Annotated in this window: 11 protein-coding genes; 5 read left to right on the forward strand and 6 right to left on the reverse strand. The window is 69.0% G+C overall.

What is annotated here, in order from left to right; genetic code table 11:
* Window positions 1–3 precede the first annotated feature (3 nt).
* Complete coding sequence (locus H0264_RS31490; RefSeq protein WP_220139873.1) at window positions 4–477, forward strand: MerR family transcriptional regulator; 474 nt, start codon at window positions 4–6, stop codon at window positions 475–477.
* Between the two features lie 39 nt (window positions 478–516).
* Here H0264_RS31490 and H0264_RS31495 read toward each other — a convergent pair whose 3' ends face one another.
* From H0264_RS31495 to H0264_RS31510, 4 genes are all read right to left on the reverse strand, one after another.
* The gene (locus H0264_RS31495; protein ID WP_181580917.1) at window positions 517–1707 is read right to left on the reverse strand and encodes an XdhC family protein; all 1191 of its coding nucleotides are present in this window, start codon (window positions 1705–1707) and stop codon (window positions 517–519) included.
* 126 nt (window positions 1708–1833) lie between these two features.
* Window positions 1834–2790, reverse strand: a complete 957-nt coding sequence (locus H0264_RS31500; protein ID WP_181580918.1) for a metallophosphoesterase family protein — start codon at window positions 2788–2790, stop codon at window positions 1834–1836.
* 452 nt (window positions 2791–3242) lie between these two features.
* A complete protein-coding gene (locus H0264_RS31505; RefSeq protein ID WP_181580919.1) occupies window positions 3243–6026 on the reverse strand; it encodes a SaeA-related protein in 2784 nt (927 codons plus the stop codon).
* Window positions 6027–6048: 22 nt separating this feature from the next.
* On the reverse strand, window positions 6049–7731 hold the full coding sequence (locus H0264_RS31510; RefSeq protein WP_181580920.1) for an Hsp70 family protein: 1683 nt from the start codon (window positions 7729–7731) through the stop codon (window positions 6049–6051).
* A 50-nt stretch (window positions 7732–7781) separates the two neighbouring features.
* Between H0264_RS31510 and grpE the strand changes: the two genes are divergently transcribed.
* The 3 genes from grpE to H0264_RS31525 all read left to right on the forward strand — a co-directional run bounded on the left by grpE (window position 7782) and on the right by H0264_RS31525 (window position 10355).
* On the forward strand, window positions 7782–8369 hold the full coding sequence (gene grpE / locus H0264_RS31515) for a nucleotide exchange factor GrpE (protein ID WP_181580921.1): 588 nt from the start codon (window positions 7782–7784) through the stop codon (window positions 8367–8369).
* Between the two features lie 64 nt (window positions 8370–8433).
* Window positions 8434–9222, forward strand: a complete 789-nt coding sequence (locus tag H0264_RS31520) for an SDR family NAD(P)-dependent oxidoreductase (RefSeq protein ID WP_181580922.1) — start codon at window positions 8434–8436, stop codon at window positions 9220–9222.
* Complete coding sequence (locus H0264_RS31525; RefSeq protein WP_181580923.1) at window positions 9219–10355, forward strand: 3-ketosteroid-9-alpha-monooxygenase, oxygenase component; 1137 nt, start codon at window positions 9219–9221, stop codon at window positions 10353–10355. The genes H0264_RS31520 and H0264_RS31525 overlap by 4 nt, the downstream gene beginning before the upstream one ends.
* Before the next feature lie 19 nt (window positions 10356–10374).
* On the opposite strand, the gene H0264_RS31530 is transcribed toward H0264_RS31525, so the two are convergent.
* Together H0264_RS31530 and car are read right to left on the reverse strand one after the other, a co-directional pair.
* Window positions 10375–11676 (reverse strand): MATE family efflux transporter, encoded by a 1302-nt coding sequence (locus tag H0264_RS31530; RefSeq protein WP_231087304.1) that lies wholly within the window; start codon window positions 11674–11676, stop codon window positions 10375–10377.
* A gap of 354 nt (window positions 11677–12030) precedes the next feature.
* Entirely contained in the window at window positions 12031–15498 is a 3468-nt protein-coding gene (gene car, locus H0264_RS31535; RefSeq protein ID WP_181580924.1) for a carboxylic acid reductase, read from the reverse strand.
* 219 nt (window positions 15499–15717) lie between these two features.
* On the opposite strand from car, the gene H0264_RS31540 reads away from it, so the two are divergent.
* Window positions 15718–17574: an outer membrane protein assembly factor BamB family protein gene (locus tag H0264_RS31540; RefSeq protein WP_181580925.1), complete on the forward strand. Its 1857-nt coding sequence runs from the start codon at window positions 15718–15720 to the stop codon at window positions 17572–17574.
* The last annotated feature ends 13 nt before the right edge of the window (window positions 17575–17587 follow it).

Genomic DNA, 17587 nt, shown 5'->3' on the forward strand with positions numbered 1-17587 from the left:
GTCATGCCGGGCACGGAGATGACCATCGGTGAACTGGCGGCACGATTCGGCCTGGCCACCCACGTGCTGCGGCACTGGGAGGATGCCGGGCTGCTGCGGCCCCGCCGCGATTCCGCCGGCCACCGCCGCTACCAGGACGATGACGCGGAAGCCGTCGCCATGATCCTCATGGGCCAGGGCGTCGGCCTGTCCCTGGCCGAGATCGGTGCCCTGGCCACCGCCGCACCCGACCGCGCCACCCGCCACGGCCTGCTCCGCGCGCACCGAGACCAATTGCGCGAGCGCATCATTCGCACTCAGGCCGCACTGGATACCCTCGAGCACGCCCTCGAATGCGAGGCCGAGGACTTCCGCACCTGCCCGCACTTCCGCGCCCACCTCGCACACGCGGTGCGGCCGGAAACCGATCCGGTATCCCGGCCTCAGCCAACACTTTCCGAGGGAATTCTGCCGATATGGCAGAAAGCGCGCCGATAGTGTTGGCTCAGGCCGGATTCCCCACCTCGGACCCGCCCGTCAGCGGTGGATCGGCCCGTCGGTGGCCGCGAGTGGTCGACCGGACGCGCCCCCGGCCTCGGCGATGATCTGCGCGGCGATCGACACGGCCGTCTCATCGGGAGTGGAGGCGTTGAGGTCCAGGCCGACCGGACTACGCAGGCGGCGTAGCTGTTCCGGGCCGACACCGGCGGCGGTCAGTCGCTCCAGGCGATCGGTATGCGTGCGCCGCGAACCCAGCGCGCCGACGAAAGCCAGCTCCTCCATCGCGAGAGCCGTGGCGAGCATGGGCACATCGAACTTGCTGTCATGGGTGAGCACAACCACCACCGTGCGGGCGTCGATCCGCCCGTGCTCATGCTCACGCCGCAGATAGCGATGCGGCCAATCCACCACCACCTCGTGCGCGGCCGGGAATCGCGCTGCGGTGGTGAAGGTTTCGCGCGCATCCACCACGGTGACGCGATACCCGAGCTGTGCCCCGAGCCGACTCAGCGCCCGCACGAAATCGTTCGCGCCCGCGAGGATCATGCGCGCGGGCGGCCCGAAACTCTGCACGAAAGCGCGCGGCGGGAACGCCGTCGGCATGCACTCCTCGGTGCCGACCGTGCCGGTGCGACCGGCGCGCGCCAGGTTCAGCGCGTCTCGGCTGACCCCACCCGCACCGTCGGCGACTCGATCCGCAGCGCGGACGCCACCCGGCGCCGAGACCAGCGGCGGCGCAGCGGCGACGTCTGCGGCGCGACCCGGAAGTGCTTGCGCCGCAGCCAGATCAGCGCCGTCGATCGCTGCGCCGGAGCGGATGAGATGCCAATCCGGTGCCGAGTGCAGGGTGGTGGCCACAGCGGCGGCCACGCCGGCGCGGATGTCGTGGTCGAGAGCCTCCAGCAGCGGCAGGCGGGTGGTGTCCACGCACTCGAGGAAGACTTCCATCTCACCGCCGCAGGTCAATCCGATGGCGAGGCCGTCGGGGTCGGCGATGCCGAAGCGCTCGAGGACCGCCTCGCCGGTGTCGAGGACGTGGACCGCGGATTCGGTGACGGCGGCTTCGACGCAGCCACCGGACAGTGACCCGATCACCTCACCCGCGCCAGTGATGATCATCGCCGCACCCACCTCGCGCGGACCGGCACCGGTGACAGCGATGATGCGCGCGAGCACGACCGGCCCCTGGCGGACCCGCTCGATCAGCTGCGGCAGTACATCGCGCATACATCCGATCATCACACTGTCACGAATCCCCCGCACGTCCGCCTCGCCCGGAGATCTTTCGTGACGGAGCACTGGTGGCGGGAAATTGTCCGACTCCCCGCCACCAGAGCTCCCTCACCTTCTAGCTCAGTTCACGCCTCGGCGTTTTTCGGCTTGGGCTCGCATTTTCTGGGCCAGTTGTTCCATTTCGGGGGTGATTTTGAAGTGGCCGCCCCAGGCGTTCAGGGTGTCGCCGTAGTCGGGGGTGGGGAGGATTTGGCGGAGGAGCTGGTCGGGGAGGCCGCGGCGCTGCCATTCCCGGGGGTAGCCGAGGGAGACCTCTTCGTGGCGGACGCCGTCCCAATAGGTGGTGCGGGGGATGTGGAGGTGGCCGTAGACCGAGCAGACGGTGTTGTAGGTGACGTGCCAGTCCTCGGTGAGGTCGGTGCCGCACCAGAGGGCGAACTCCGGGTACCAGAGCATGTCGCACGGTTTGCGGAGCAGGGGCCAGTGGTTGATCAGGACCAGCGGGGTTTCGGCGGGCAGGGCGTCCAGGCGGCGCTTGGTGTACTTCACGCGGGCGTGACACCAGGCGTCACGGGTGGCGTACGGCTCGGAGCCGAGCAGGAATTCGTCGGTGGCGACCACATTGCGCTCCCGCGCCAGCGCCAGCCCCTGCGCCTTGGTGAGCGTCCCCTCCGGCAGCCACGAGTAGTCGTACAGCAGGAACATCGGCGCCAGCGTGACCGCCCCGCCGTGCTGCTCGGCCCCCGCTCCCGTCCACACCGGAAACGGGTCCTCCGGGGTGAGCACATCCAGATCCCGGCAGATCGACACCAGGTAGTCGTACCGCGCCGCCCCGTGCATCTGCACGGGATCCTTTGCCGTAGTCCACAATTCGTGATTGCCCGGCACCCAGATCACCTTGGCGAACCGCCCCCGCAGCGTCTCCAGCGCCCAGCGAATATCCTCGGTCTTCTCCCCCACATCCCCGGCCAGAATCAGCCAATCCTCCGGTGAATCCGCCCGGATCGCCTCCACAACAGGCTTGTTGCCCTGATGCCCGACATGGATATCGCTCACCGCCACCAGTTTCGGATCCACCCAGCTCCACCTCTCTGCTCAGACCGGTCCTCGCACCAACAGCCCCGGCTCCCCCCAGATTCCCACGCCGCCCTCGACGCACTGCGGGCAGGTGATCACCCGGACTACGCGGTGACCGGTCGATCGACGGTCAGCAGCCCTGCGCAGGCACAGCAATCGGGTCGAATCCCGCTGCGGACGTGGGAAGAACCTTCCGTTCAGCCAATGCAGCCCCAGCTGAACACCACGGAACCAGGCCAGTCCGGAGAGCCGACTGCCACGGCGAGGATTCGGGCGACCGCCGGCGGCGCGCTACCGAAGGCGATCGCGCCCGGGACCGCGATTCGACCCGCCACCCGGCGATCCCTGACGGTCGGCGCCGAGGCAGACCGCGGCAACAGGGTGAATTCCCCTGCGGCGGTAAGTGTTTCATTCCGGGAAGACGAGTGGCGACACCATGCGCCGCAGCGGGCTCAGTGGGCCCACTGGATCCGGGAGTCGGGGGCGAAGCCCGCCGCGACGGTGAGTGTTCCGGAGGGGTCGCGGCGGCAGGAGGCCACGGCCAGGTGACAGGGGCGCGGGACGTCGCCGGGGACGCGGGCGCCGCCGTCTATCTGGTAGCGAGTGTTGGTGACCTTCCAGGCGCGGGCCTGAGGGTCGTCCGGGGCGGTGGGTGGGGCGTCGGCGCGGGCGTAGACCATGACTTCGGTGATCCCGGTCGGCCACTCGAAGATCAACAGACCACCATGCTCGGCGAGATTCCGAACAGTCGGCATGCCGCTGGGAGCCGCTGGGGGCAAGGCATCGGCGGCAGCGGTTGCCGGGGAACCGGCCGCGGCGGGCACGGCAGCCTTGGTCGCGGCGCTCTCAGCAGCCGGCGAGGAATCAGCAGTGGCGGGCTGGGACGGCGAAGCTGTTGCCGCGGAACCGAATCCCGTAGCGGCAGAGCCCTCACCTGCCGCAGCCGCAGCGCGGGCGGCACGACGGTCCGGACGGGTCGTATCGATCCGCGCGGTCGTATCCAGTGGTGTGGCCGGGGAACCGGCTGCCGCGGGCTGGGGCACCGAAGCTGTTGCCGCGGAACCGAATCCCGTAGCGGCAGGGCCCTCACCGGCCGCTGCCGCAGCCGCGGCACGCGCGGCTCTGCGGTCGGGGCGGGTGGTGTCTATGCGGCCTGTCGCGCTCGGCGCGGCGGCAGAGGTCGGTGACGAGGTGGTGGGGGACGGCGTGGTCGGTGGGGTGGCGGGGGCCGGGGGTGGCGGGGTCTGGTCGGTGCGGCTCATTTCGGAGGTGCGGCCGGAAACCGTGGCCACGACGCCGTAGACGGGGAGGGGGCCGGGGGTAGCGCCGCCGTCTTCGAGGGTGGTGGTGCGGGTGCGGCCTACTACCCGGCCGGAGCCGTCGGGGTGGAGGCGGGTGACGCGGTATTCGACGTTCTCCGTCGGGGACGGGTTCCAGGAGATAAGGACTGTGCCGTCGGGTTGGCGGCGAGCGGTTACCTGACCGGGGGCGTCGACCGGGAGGCCGGCCAGGGCGGCGGCTGCGCCCGCGTGGTCGGCGCAGATTTCGAAAACGGCTCGGAGGGCGCGCATTCGGGCTGCGGCGGGGGCGGTGGGGGCGGCTGCCAGGAGTTGGTCGGCCTTGGCCAGTTCGGCGCGGGCCGTGTTGGTCAACTGCTGGAGCGTAGGGCCGGTGACGTCGGGGTTGGGGACGTCGGAGGCGGTGCGCTGGAGGTATTCGAGATGTTCCAGGGCCTCGACATACCGTTTGCCGGCACACCCGGCGTTCGCGTTGCGCCAGCGCAGGGCCGCTTCGGCGAGGATGCGGTCGACTTCTTCGGCCACGGGGCGGATGGCGGTCATGCCGGCGCTGTCGCCGCCCAGTTTGCGCTTCGCCTCGGCTACTTGCCGATCCGCCTCACGCGGGTGACCTGCGCGCAGAGCGGCGCGGGCCGCCTTCAGCGGCTCCTCCCAGGCTCGGGCGGAAGGTGATGTGTTCCAGGCGCTTCCGGTGGAGCCACCCGCACCGGTCGGGGTTCGGCCGCCATAGGGGGAACCGCCGGAATGGCCTGCCGCACCACCGCGCCCGGATGCACCGCCGTGGCCTGCCGCACCACCGCGTCCGGACGCGCCACCATGGCTCGCCGGGCCGCCCGCGCTGCCGCGGCCGGTGGTGCCGGAACCGGCACGACCGCCCGTCGCCGCACCGCCATGGCCCGCCCGTCCGGACGCACCCGGAATATGGCCTGTCGCACCGGTACCCGCGAGGTGTTCGCGGCCTTCGACGGTGGTGCCGAGTTCGTCGGTGAGGCCGATCAGGACACGTTCGGCGGTGGGGTGGTCCAGGCCCGCGGCCATGGCCTCGGTGACCAGGAAGTCGAAATCCGCTGCCACCAAATGGTCTTCGACCAGGACCGCGGCGCGAACCTGGGGGCGCAGGACGTCGGTGACGTCTTCGACCACGGCCTGCAGGTAGTCATCGACGGTGCTGCCGCCGGATTCGAGGAGATCGCTGATGTGGATGAGCAGTTCGTCGAGGACCACCCGGATGCGGCCGGGCGGGAGTTCGCGGGTGCGGGAACGCAAAGCCTCGGCGCGCAAATGGATCTCGTGGGTCTGATGGGCCTTGGTGAAATCGAGGCCGAGCAGCACGAGCAGGGTCGGGCAGGGTTCGCCGGGCAGGAGGCGCTCGTATTCGGCGAGCAGTTTGCGGATCTGCTGGCGGCGACCGGCATCCAGGCCGGGGGCGGGCGCCGGGGCGGCGGTGGCGGGTTCGTCGTCGAGCAGGCGGTGGCGGCGCACCCGGGCCTGGATCTCGTCGGGGGTCAGGCCGCTCATCTTGCCGATGTCCTCGAGCCCCGGCATCTTCCCGGCGGGAATCCCGCCGTGCCGCTGCACGAGCCGCTCGATGGCGGTGTCGAGCATTTCGTAGCGTTCCGAATCACGCCGCGCCCGAAGCTGTCTCACCCGATCGGCTTCCACGCGCCGCGAGGAGGCGCGCAGCAGGGGTTCGGACAGGTCGTCGTGCTCGTCCACCAGCAGCCCGACCAGCACCCGGTACTTCGGATGATCACGCTGCTTCTGCCAGAACCCCCACACCTCGTCGATGCGCGCCTGCACCTGCACATCGGTGAGCCGATCGGCCTCCTCGAGCGGAATGTCGTAGAGCTCGAACGCATCCGAGGTCTCGATGCCGCCGCGGCGTTCCACGGCGGCCAGCACTCGTTTGCGGTAGTCGTTGGGGTCGAAGGCGTGCATGGCTTTTCGTTCTCGACGGCGGTCAGGCGGGGCGGCGCCGGGTGCGCTGCAACTGGTCCAGCTCCCGCGCCACATCGGCCTGCGACAGGGTGGCGCCGGTCTGCACGGTGAGGGTGAGCGGCATATTGGCGTCCACGTGATAGGCCGTCACGCGCAGCACGCCGTCGAAGCCCATCTCGAAGGTCACCTGCACCTCACTGCCCGCGGCGTACCCGGGCGGGATATCGCGAATCCGGCCCTCCACCAACACCTTCGTGTCCTCGGGGCGGGTGGAGGCCGCCTGCCCCTGCTGCTCGACGATGGTGAGCTCGATCTGATCCTGATCCGCGCGCACCGTGCCGTAGGAGCGGCGCACCTTGATGGGCAGGGTCTGATTGCGATGCACCAGCCAGCTCGCCGCCAGGCCGTTGAACGGATCCAGCGCGAGCACCCCGAACCCCCGCGACACCACGGTGTCGACCTGGATCTCGAGCATGCGCCGCACCAGGCTCACCGGCTGCCCGAAGGAGGCCGCCACGCGGGCGAGGGACTGGTCCAGTTCGCGGGGATCGGCCTCACGCAGATCGGCGCCGTCGCGCAACCGCCCGCGCGTCACCAGATCGGCGACGATGAGCCGTTCCATTTCCAGCTTCTCGCCGTAGAGCGCAGCGCCGCGCGCCACCGACAGGTCCGGATCACGTAGCTCGCCGTGCAACCCGAGTTCCTGCTGGAGTTCCCGCGCCACCATGGGCATGCGCGAGGAGCCGCCGACCAGCAGCAGCCGGTCGACCCGCTGCACGCCGCGCGCTCCGGCCGCGTCCAGGCAGGCCCTGGTGAGGTCGAGGGTGCGCCGCATGAGCGAGGCCGTCATGGCTTCCATGTCGGCGCGGGTGAGGGTGATGACCGCCCGCGCGCCGTCGTGCGCCACCACGACCTGGGTGCTCTCGGCGTCTGTGAGCTCGCGTTTGGCCTGCTCGGCGGCCAGCACCAGCATCTGCGATCCGGCCGAATCGTCCAGCGGATCCTCGGCATCGGGATTGGCGGCGCAGAACTGCTGCGACAGATGCAGCGCGATGCGCTCGTCCCAATCCGCGCCACCGAGCTGATGATCGCCTTCCACCGACAGCACCGAGATCCGGCGGTCGGCGAGTTCGATGACGGTGGCGTCGAAGGTGCCGCCGCCGAGGTCGTAGACGAGCACGGTTTCCCGCGCCCCGCCCTTGCCGATCTCGATGCTGCCGTCGAGCCGCCCGAAACCGTAGGACAGCGCCGCCGCGATGGGCTCGGACAGCACGCCGGCCACATCGAATCCGGCGTAGGTCCCGGCCTGGATGGTGGCGCGGCGCTCCTCGTCGCCGAAGTAGGCGGGCACGGTGATGACCACGCGCTGCACGGTGCCGCCACCACCGAATTCGGCGTCGGCGGCGAGGCTCTTGAGAATCAGCGACGACACCGCCGGCGCCGACCACATCTGCCCGTGCGCCGCGAAGCGCCACTCCGCATCACCCATGCGCCGCTTCACCAGCGAGCACACATGTTCGGGATCCAGCCGCGACTGCCGCCGCGCGCCCTCGCCCACCACATGATCGTGCGCGGACGCGAACAACACGACCGACGGAATGGTCGGCTCACCGTTCATACCCACGAGAACTTCTGGGCGGCCGTCAGCGTCGATCCGCGCGATAGCCGAATTCGTTGTGCCCAGGTCGATACCGAAGACCCCCATAGTCGGCGATCGTAGCAGCCACCGATGACAGCCGGGACTATCGTGCGAGCATGACCGAATCAGCCGCAGCGACTGGGCATTCCGACACCACCGGCGAACCGACCGCGACGGAGGCCGCCGCACCCGATTCCGGCGAGCCGGACACCCCGTTCAGCCTCGGCCCGACGGACCCGGTCGACGCTCTCGCGGAGCGCCTCACCGAGCGCATCGACGATCTGGCGCGGGTCATCGCACGGCAGGGCTCGGCGCTGGATCGGCTCGCCGACGATGCCAAGGCGCGGGCGCAGCGGGAACGGGCGGGGGCGGATGTGCCCCTGGTGGTGGAGCTGTTCGCGCTGTACGGGGACGCACAGGCGCTGGGGACCACCGCGCATTCCGAGGCGGAGCGAACGGCTTTCGAGACCTTCGCGAATCGGGTCGAACGGCTGTTGACCGGTCGCGGCGGGCAGCTGGTGCTGCCCGCGCCGGGCGCGGTGTTCGACGCGCTCACGATGGAGGCCGCGGATGTGGTCGACACCGAGGACGCCGCCGCCGATCGCACCGTGGAGGACGTGTTGCAACCGGGTCTGACCATTGCCGAGCGGTCGGTGCGACCCGCGAAAGTCATTGTGCGACGGCATCGGGCGGCCTCGGAGTAATCCCCCGACGACCGGGTAATCCAGAACGCTTGCCCAATTAAGCGCTGATGCTTAACCTCTGCGCATGGCGTATTACTCCGCGACCGCGATCGTGACGGGCGCCGCCTCCGGCATCGGGCGCGCGCTCGTGACCCGCCTGCTCTCCCGCGGGGACATCGTGTACGCGGTCGACCGCGACAAGGACGGGCTCGCCGACCTGGCCGCGCATACCGCCGATCCACTCACCACCATCGCGGCCGATGTGAGTGACGCCGCGGCCCTGGCCGAGATCGTCGACCGGGTCGTCGCCGAGCGCGGACGGCTGGACCTCATGTTCAACAATGCCGGGATCGTGGTCGGCGGCGAGTTCTCGGACATGACGCGCGAAACCTGGGACCGCATCGTCGGCGTCAACTTCTGGGGCGTCGTGCACGGCTCCCAGCTCGCCTATACGCAAATGCGCACACAGGGATTCGGCCACATCGTGAACACGGCCAGCAGCGCGGGCGTGGTGCCGGTCGCGCGGTCGGTGGCCTACGCGGCCACGAAACACGCTGTGGTGGGGTTGAGCACGTCCCTGCGCGCCGAAGCCGCCGGCTACGGAGTGCAGGTGAGCGTGGTGCTGCCCGGCGTGGTGGACACCGGAATCTTCGACAGCGCCGTGAATCTCGGCGCCTACGACTATCGCACCTCGATCGACAAGCTGCCGTTCGCGAAGGTGCGCCCCCTCGACGCCGCCGACGCGATCCTGCACGGGGTGTCGAAGAACAAGCAGTTCATCACGTTTCCGGCGTACAACCGGATTCTCATCGGGCTCAACAGGTTCGCGCCCGGCGTGATGGCGCCGATCATCAATCGCGGAGGACGCAGATGACCCAGCAGGCCCGGATGATCGATGTCGGCAAGCCGATGACCCGCTACGCGCGCGGCTGGCACTGCCTCGGACTCGCCGACACCTTCCGTGACGGAAAACCGCACTCGGTCAACGCTTTCGGCGGCAAGCTCGTCGTCTGGTCCGACAGTGCGGGCGAGCTGCACGTGCTCGACGGATACTGCCGGCACATGGGCGCGGATCTGTCCTACGGCAGTGTGAAGGACGACAATATCGCCTGCCCGTTCCATGATTGGCGCTGGCGCGGCGACGGGAAATGCGCGGCGATTCCGTATGCGCGGCGGGTGCCGCCGCTGGCGCGCACACGGTCGTGGATCACGTGCGAGGCCAATCTGCAGCTGTTCGTGTGGCACGATTCGGAGGGCAATCCGCCGCCGCCGGAGGTCGCCATTCCCCAGATCGAGGGCATCGGCACCGACGAGTGGAGCGACTGGAGCTGGAACCAGCTGCTCATCGAGGGCTCACACTGCCGCGAAATCATCGACAACAACGTCGATATGGCGCATTTCTTCTACATTCACTACGCCTATCCCATCTCGTTCCGGAATGTATTCGAGGGACATGTGGCGACGCAGTTCCTGCAGTCCAAGGGACGGCCGGACGTGTACTCGGGGTCGAACTATTCCGGGCAGATGACGCTGTTGCGTTCGGAGGCTTCGTATTTCGGGCCGTCGTACATGATCAACTATCTGCACAACGATTTCGGCGAGCACACCGTGGAGGTGGCGCTGATCAACTGCCACTACCCGGTCACGCACGACTCGTTCATGCTGCAGTGGGGTGTGAGCGTGCAGCGGATTCCGGGCGTGCCGCCGGAGAAGGCGGGCTCGCTGGCGGCGGCCTTCGCCAAGAGTTTCGGGGTGGGGTTCCTACAGGATGTGGAGATCTGGAAACACAAGACGCGCATCGACAATCCGCTGCTCACGCAGGAGGACGGGCCGGTGTATCAGCAGCGGCGGTGGTATGAGCAGTTCTATGTGGACGTCGCCGACATCACCCCGGATATGACCGCCCGCTTCGAATTCGAGGTCGATACGACGCACGCCAACCACAATTGGGAGGCGGAGGTCGCGGCGAATCTCGAAAAGCGGTCCGCCGCGGACGAATCCGAGTGAGCCAGCCGATGGCAGCGCGCTAGGTCATCCGGCTGGGCACCTCCGAACCGACGCGCGCCCAGCGGCCCGACAGCGCCCGCCACGACACGGCGATCAGCCGCAACACCATGAAAGCGACCAGGCCCGACCAGATTCCGGCGATCCCCCAGTCGTAGGCCAGCGACAGCCAGATGGCGGGCAGGAAGCCGAGCAGCGCCGAACCGAGCGTGGCATTGCGCAGGAATGCGGCGTCGCCCGCGCCCAGAAGCACTCCGTCCACAGCGAATACGATGCCCGCGATCGGAATGAGGCCCACGAAGAACCACCACACCACGTGGGTGCGCTCCAGCACCGCCGGATCGTCGGTGAACAGGCGCGGCACCACCGAGTACCCGGCCGCGAACACAACCGCCAGCACCCCCGCGAACAGCGTCGACCAGCCGGTGATGCGCCGTGCGAGACCCTGTGCGCCACGCGCGTTTCCAGCCCCCAGCGCCGCACCGACCAGGGTCTGCGCGGCAATGGCCAGCGAATCCAGGGTGAGGGCCAGAAAGTTCCACAGCTGCAGCACCAGCTGATGCGCCGCCACCGAGGCCGCCCCGAACCGGGACGCCACCGCCGCCGCGGACACGAAACACGCTTGGAAGGCCAGGCTTCGGGCGATCAGATCCCGGCCCAGCACCAGCTGCGCGCGCATGATCGACGGGTGTGGGGCCAGCGGCACCCGGGCGGTGACCAGGGCGCGCAGGAACAGCAGGCCGCTGACCAGCTGCCCGGCGAGGTTGGCCACCGCCGACCCCGCCAGCTCCAGCCGCGGCGCGCCCAGCAGCCCGTGCACCAGCACCGGGCACAGGATTCCCGAAACCACGAGCCCCGCAACCACATACAGCAGCGGCCGCCGGGTCTGCTGAACGCCGCGCATCCAGCCGTTGCCCGCCATGGACAGCAGGATCAACGGCACGCCGAACAGCGCGATCCGCAGCCAGGGCAGCGCCTCGTCCGCGATATCGCTGCCACCCGCGATGGCACGCGTCACCGGCCCCGCGAGCAACTGCACGATCAGCACGATCGCCAGCCCCACCCCGATCGCGAGCCAACTGGCCTGCACGCCCTCCCCCACCGCGCCCGGTTCGTCGCCCGCGCCGTGCCGCCGCGCCGCCCGCGCGGTCGTGCCGTAGCTCAGAAACGTCAGCTGCGAACTGACCTGGGTCAGAATCAATCCGCCCACGGCCAGGCCGGCCAGCGCCAGCGCGCCCAGCCGCCCGACCACGGCCATGTCGAACAGCAGGTAGATCGGTTCGGCGACAAGCACTCCCAAGGTCGGCACCGCGATGCCGAGGATCCGCCGCGCACCTGCATCCGCCGGGCGTGCACCGGCGCCGGTGGCCTGCGCGCCGGTCTCCGGCTCGTCGTGACTGTCGATCGTCCTGTCCGTGCTGCTCACTGCCCCACCCTGGCACAAGGCCCCGACACGATCGCGCCGCCCACCCCGCGACGCGCCGAACCCGAAGACACCCGACGCGCGGCGAGGTACGGTCGCGGCGCATCGGGTGTCGTCCCCCTGTATCCGGCGGGCAACCGGATGCCGGAAACGCTATCCGCGCCCGCCCGCCCGGCGTATGACCGCAACCGCCATGGCCTTGACCATCCGGGACAGCGTTTCCCGCGTCCGCACGCTGAGCCGGACCGCCAGGGGCTACAGCAGGCCGTGGTGTCGCAGATCGGTGACGTACTTGGCGATGAGCTCGCGCGACAGATGTGGGATGTCACCGTCCGGGCCGAGACCGGCCTGCTGCACCGCGGCGTGAAACTTCTTGGCGGGCAAGGCCGCACCGCGCACCGGCGGGGCCGGGCGGCGGAAGGCGTGCAGCAGCGGCAGCAGCGAATGCCGGCGCTGGACCTCCGGTAGCGCGCGCACGGCGGTTTCGAAGCGGCTGCGCCATTCGGCGTAGTCGTCGATGCGTTCGATGCGGTGGCCCTGCTCGATCAGCCAGTCCACGAATTCGTCCAGCGAGATGCCGTCGTCGTGCGGGTTGAGCACATCGAAGGTTTCGAATCCGGCGGTGACGCGGGTGCCGAGCTCGGTGATGGCCTCAGCGGTGAAATCGGCTGGGAGCCCGTCGTAGTGGGCGCGGCGACGCCTGCCCTCCGCATCGGTGACATAGAACGATCCGGGAGCGAGACCGGTCGCCAGCACGCTCAGCAGGAGGCGGGTGAACATGTCGGGCAGGTTCAGCTGTCCGGCGTATCGGCTGTGCGCCAGGATCATGTCCGAGCGGAAGACCGCGACCGGCAGGTCGCACAGCTCGTGCGCCTCACGTAGCAGCACCTCGCCCGCCCATTTGCTGTTGCCGTAACCGTTGGCGTAGCCGTCGCCGAGCAGGCGTTCGGGGCTGATCTCGCGAATATCGCCGTCCTCGGCGAACTCCTCGGGATCGATGCCGGCGCCGACCGCGACGGTGGAGAGGTAGGTGATCGGGGTGAGCCTGGCGGTGATCGCGAGCCGGATGATCTCGGCGGTGCCGATCACATTGGGCCCGAACAGCTGCGCATAGGGCAGGACGTGATTGACCAGGGCCGCCGAATGGACGATCAGGTCCACGGACTCGGCCAGCTGCGTCCAATCTGCCTGGCTCAAACCAAGATTCGTGGCATCGACAGCACCGGCGAGCACCCTCAGCCGGTCCTGCGCCAGTGTCCGGAACTCGCATTCCAATTCGGGATCGCCGCCGGTGAAAGCGGCCTCGAGCCGTCTTCCGGCATCCTCGAGTCCGCTGCCGCGCACGAGACAGACCAGTGTGCCGTCCGAACCCTGCAGGCGCCGTAGCCATTCCAGACAGAGGAACCGGCCGAGATAGCCATTGGCACCGGTGAGCAGCACGGTCCTGGGCGGGTGGACGGCCTGCGGCAGACCTGGAGCCGCGTGCAGGGTCGCGGCATCGATGAATGCGCCGAGGGTGAGATCATCGGCGCGCAGGCGCGATCCCGTCCCGTGCACGGACGACACCGTGGGCCGGGAACCGTCCGACTGTCGTTCGGCGACAATGAAATCCGCTATCCGGGTGAGATCGGTGGCGGGGCCGACGATCATCGCGACCGGCACGTCCACGTCGAAGATCTCCCGCAGTAGCGTCGAATACGACAGCGCCGACAGCGAATCACCGCCGAGGTCGGCGAAGTGCGCATCCGGGCGCAGATCGGCAGTGGCACTGCCCAATACGGCCTGCGCGGCCCTGCTCACGGTCTCGATGACCGGCCGGTCGCCGACACCGTGCCGCAAGGCGAGCAGTTCATCCCCCTGCTGCCGGGCCAGGTCGGCGTACAACTGCTCGAGCCGCACGCCGTACCGCTCGGTGAGCTTGGGCCGCAACAGTTTTCCGATGCCCGACAGCAGGCCGTTCTCCACCGTGAAGGGTTCGGTCTCGATCAGGAAATCCCGCGGGATCTCATAGGATTCGAGCTCGGCGTCCTTGGCGATGCGCCGCAGCGAATCGGCCAGCGCCGCCTTCAATTCCGCGGAATCTCCGCCGACCGCGCCCTCGACCGGGACGATCACCGCCAGCAGATACGCTCGTTCCCCCGACCCGTACACGAAGATCTGCCGGATCAGCTCGCTGGTGCCGAAAGCCGCCTCCAGCTTGGCCACCGTCACGAACTCACCCTGCGACAGCTTGAGCACATTGTTCCGGCGATCCACGTACACCAGATGATCCGGCCCGAGCTCGGCCACCACATCACCGCTGCGGTAGTACCCGTCCGCGTCGAACATCTCCGCCGTGATCTCGGGCCGCTTGAAGTACCCCGGGAACATCGTGGTCGTCTTCAACAGCAGCTCACCCCGGGGATACGGTTTGTCCGTCCCGAAATAGCCGAGCTCCGGCACATCCACGAGCTTGTAGTCGAGCACCGGTGGCCGCCGCACCCGATGGTCGATGAGCACCCCGCCACCGGCCTCGGTCGAGCCGTACCCGTCGTGCAGTTCCACCTCGAGCGCCGACTCCACGAAGGCTTTCATCTCCGCCGACAGCGGCGCGCTCGCACAGATCGCCGTCAGATACCGGCCGCCGAAAAGATCCTGCCGCAGTTCGCTTTCCACCGCCGCCACAGCGCTGGCCCGGTCCTCCCCCGCGATCACCCGCCGATCCACCTCACTCAGATGCCGCTGGAACACCATCTCGCACACGCGTGGCACGAACACCAGCTCGGTCGGCCGCACCAGCGCGAAATCCTCGAACAACGTGGACATATCGCTGCCGCCCGCGAAATTCGCCGTCCCGCCGCGCACCAGCGTCCCGTACAGCGTGAGCCGCCCCGCGACATGACTGAGCGGCATGTAGTTGAGCGTGATCGCGGGAACCCGAATCCCCGCCGCCGCCAACCAGAATGCCGCCGTCAGCCGATCGGTGTACATCGCCCCCTTGGGCGTGCCCGTGCTGCCCGAGGTGTAGACGAGCAGCGCCAGCGCATCATCCTCCGGAACATGCACCGGTGCGACCGGCAGAGCACGCCCCCGCTCGAACACCTCCCCGAGCAGCTCCAGCACAACCCCGGAGCCCCTCAGCCGCCCCCGCGCGGATTCCACTGCGGCACACTGTGAGTCGTCCTCGGAGTGGAAGTCGAAAACCACCACCCGTCCCGGCGTGAACCCGGCCAGCACCGCGTCCACGGCGGCCTCCAACAGCTCCACGCTGCACGCCAGCACCTTGGGCTCGGTCTCCCCGATGATCGAAACCCATTGCGACACAGCCGCACTGTGCTGCAAGGGCACCGCCACCGCCCCCACCCGCACACACGCCAGATCGACGATCACATAGTCCGGACTCGAAAACCCCAGCGTGCACACGAACTCACCGGCCCGCACCGGCAAGCCCGCCGCCACCCACCCCACGTGCTCCCACAACTCGCCGTAGGTCATGCTCTCGAACTCCGGCAGCAGCCGTCGCGCCCGCCGACCATCCGCGACCACCGACTCCGCCGCCCGCCAAGCCAGCGCGGGCCGATCCGCATACCCCGTCAGCGCGGCCGCCACGATCTGCCCCAACCGCAGCCCCGGCTCTCGCACCGCCTCGGCCACCTCCGCCGTCGACAGCGTCGCCCGCACCTGCGCATCGGCCAAGGCCGCCGCAATCCGCCGTTCACGCCCGAAACCCCGCGAATCCGCCACCCTGACCGGCCTTCCTGGGCTGTTACCGCCAACAGCTGCCGCATCACATGCGTCCCGGCCACAGCGCCCAATTAACTTACCTATGTCAACTATCTCAAGGTCACCCGTCGAGCCGCATCTGTCAAGACACCTCCGGCCACCCACCCGCCACCCAGGTTCGCCCAGCGCTCGCCGATAGGCTGACCACGTCGAACAGCCGACTACACCAGGGGGACGCGCGTGGCAGTGGAAGTCGAGAACAACGAGAACACCGCGGACACGAAACCGGCAGGATGGCGAGACCGCGCCGTCCCCATCGCCGGTGCACTCGGCACCGGACTGGTCGCCGGCGGCACCCTGCTCGCCCTCTACAGCCGGTATTTCGCCACGACATGGCCGCTCGACGATGACCGGATCTCCGGCGGCCGCGTGTTCGGAGACAAGGAGTGGATCGACATCTCCCGTCTGCCGGGCACATTCGGCACCGCCGCCTGGGTGGTCGGCCTCCTCGTGCTGGCCGTCGCCGCCGCGGTCGTCTGGGCCTCCCGCGACGGCGACTACGACGGCTGGGGTCCGGCGGTCGCACTCGCCGGTGCGGCGGGGCTGTTCACCTTCCCGTTCCTGGCGGTGAAATACGTTCTGCCGACGGCCTATCGGGAGCTGCGCACCGAACACCCGTGGTTCGCCGCGCTGCCGACCGCGATAGCGGCGGGGATTCTCGTCACGCTCGGCAGCGTGCTGGTGCTGCGCCTGGCCTGGGAACCGGCCAAGCTGGAGCTCCTGCCCCGGCGGATGCTCGCTCTCACCGCCGCAGTCGGCCTCCTCGTCTCGGGAGCGGTAGCTTTCGTGGCGGGCGCGACCGGTGACGATCGGCGCAATGTCGACCACCTCACCGCGACCAGGAGCGAAACACCCACCGTCCCTGCCGGTCTCGGCGCGGAGCAGTACCGGATATCCCTGCCCGCACAGGCCACGGGCTGGAACGGCGCGACCTACGGCGACATCGTCCCCGCGGGAAACGGATTCGTCGTCTCATCGAGCGCGGGACTCACCGCCTACGACGGGCGCACCGGCGCCCCGCGCTGGCATTATCTGCGCAAGACCGGCGACGGCAGGCCGGACAGCGTCGGCTACATCAGCAAATCGCTGCGCGCGGCAGCCGGCGGCACGGTGGTCATCGCGGAATGGAGCGAGCTGGGCTGGTACGCCTTCGACGCCGTCACCGGCGAAATCCTCTGGAAGAATTCGGATTTCGGGGCGCACGCGGTGGATTACGAGGATCCGACCCGGATTCCGCGCGCCGATACGGCCGCATTGATCCTGTTCTTCGAAGACGGCCTGCAGGGTTACGACCCGCGAACCGGGAAGCACCTGTGGACCACGACGACGGCCACCTCGGACTGCCTCCAGGGCCGGACCTCCATGCTGGATACCGATACCGCCATCTACCTGCTGCTGCACTGCCGAAACAGGTCGGAGATCTGGTCGGTGGCAATGACTTTGGACACGACCAACGGCGCTGTCCTCGGCAGTCGCGAGGTCGCCCGGACGACCATCGCCGACAAGGACAGCCGGTATGTCCACCTCGCATCGTCCGCGGTCGGCGTCTCGATCGCATGGAACAAGCCGGCCGCCGGAATGATCGTGCTCGGCCGTCCGGACGAAGTCACCTCCGCGCCCGTGCTCGATCGCTTCGATGCCATCGTGGCCATCGATCCGGGCAACACGGATGCGCTTGCGCAAGACTGGGTTCGGGGCGCCGACGAGGGCTACCACCGGCTGTTCGTCCTCGACCGTCACACCGGAGCCGAACGGTACGAGCTGCCCGGAACTCAGGATTACGTCGGCAAAGGTGAGGCGGCCCTGCTCGAGACGGAGATCGTGCTGGTGGACTACGCGCTGTCCAGAGACCAGCGCAAAGGCGGGTTCGAGCTCCGGTCCTGGAGCCGCACGGACGGGCAGCCGATACGCACCCTGCCCATCGCAGGCGCGGAAAAGGACTGCGGCAGTGCCGGATTGATCCCCGCGCCCGGGACGCTGCTCACCTACTGCGGCACCGCCGACAGCCTGGAACTGACCGGGTTCGCGGCAGGGTAGCCCGGCAGCGTCC

Source organism: Nocardia huaxiensis, assembly GCF_013744875.1.
Classification (GTDB): domain Bacteria; phylum Actinomycetota; class Actinomycetes; order Mycobacteriales; family Mycobacteriaceae; genus Nocardia; species Nocardia huaxiensis.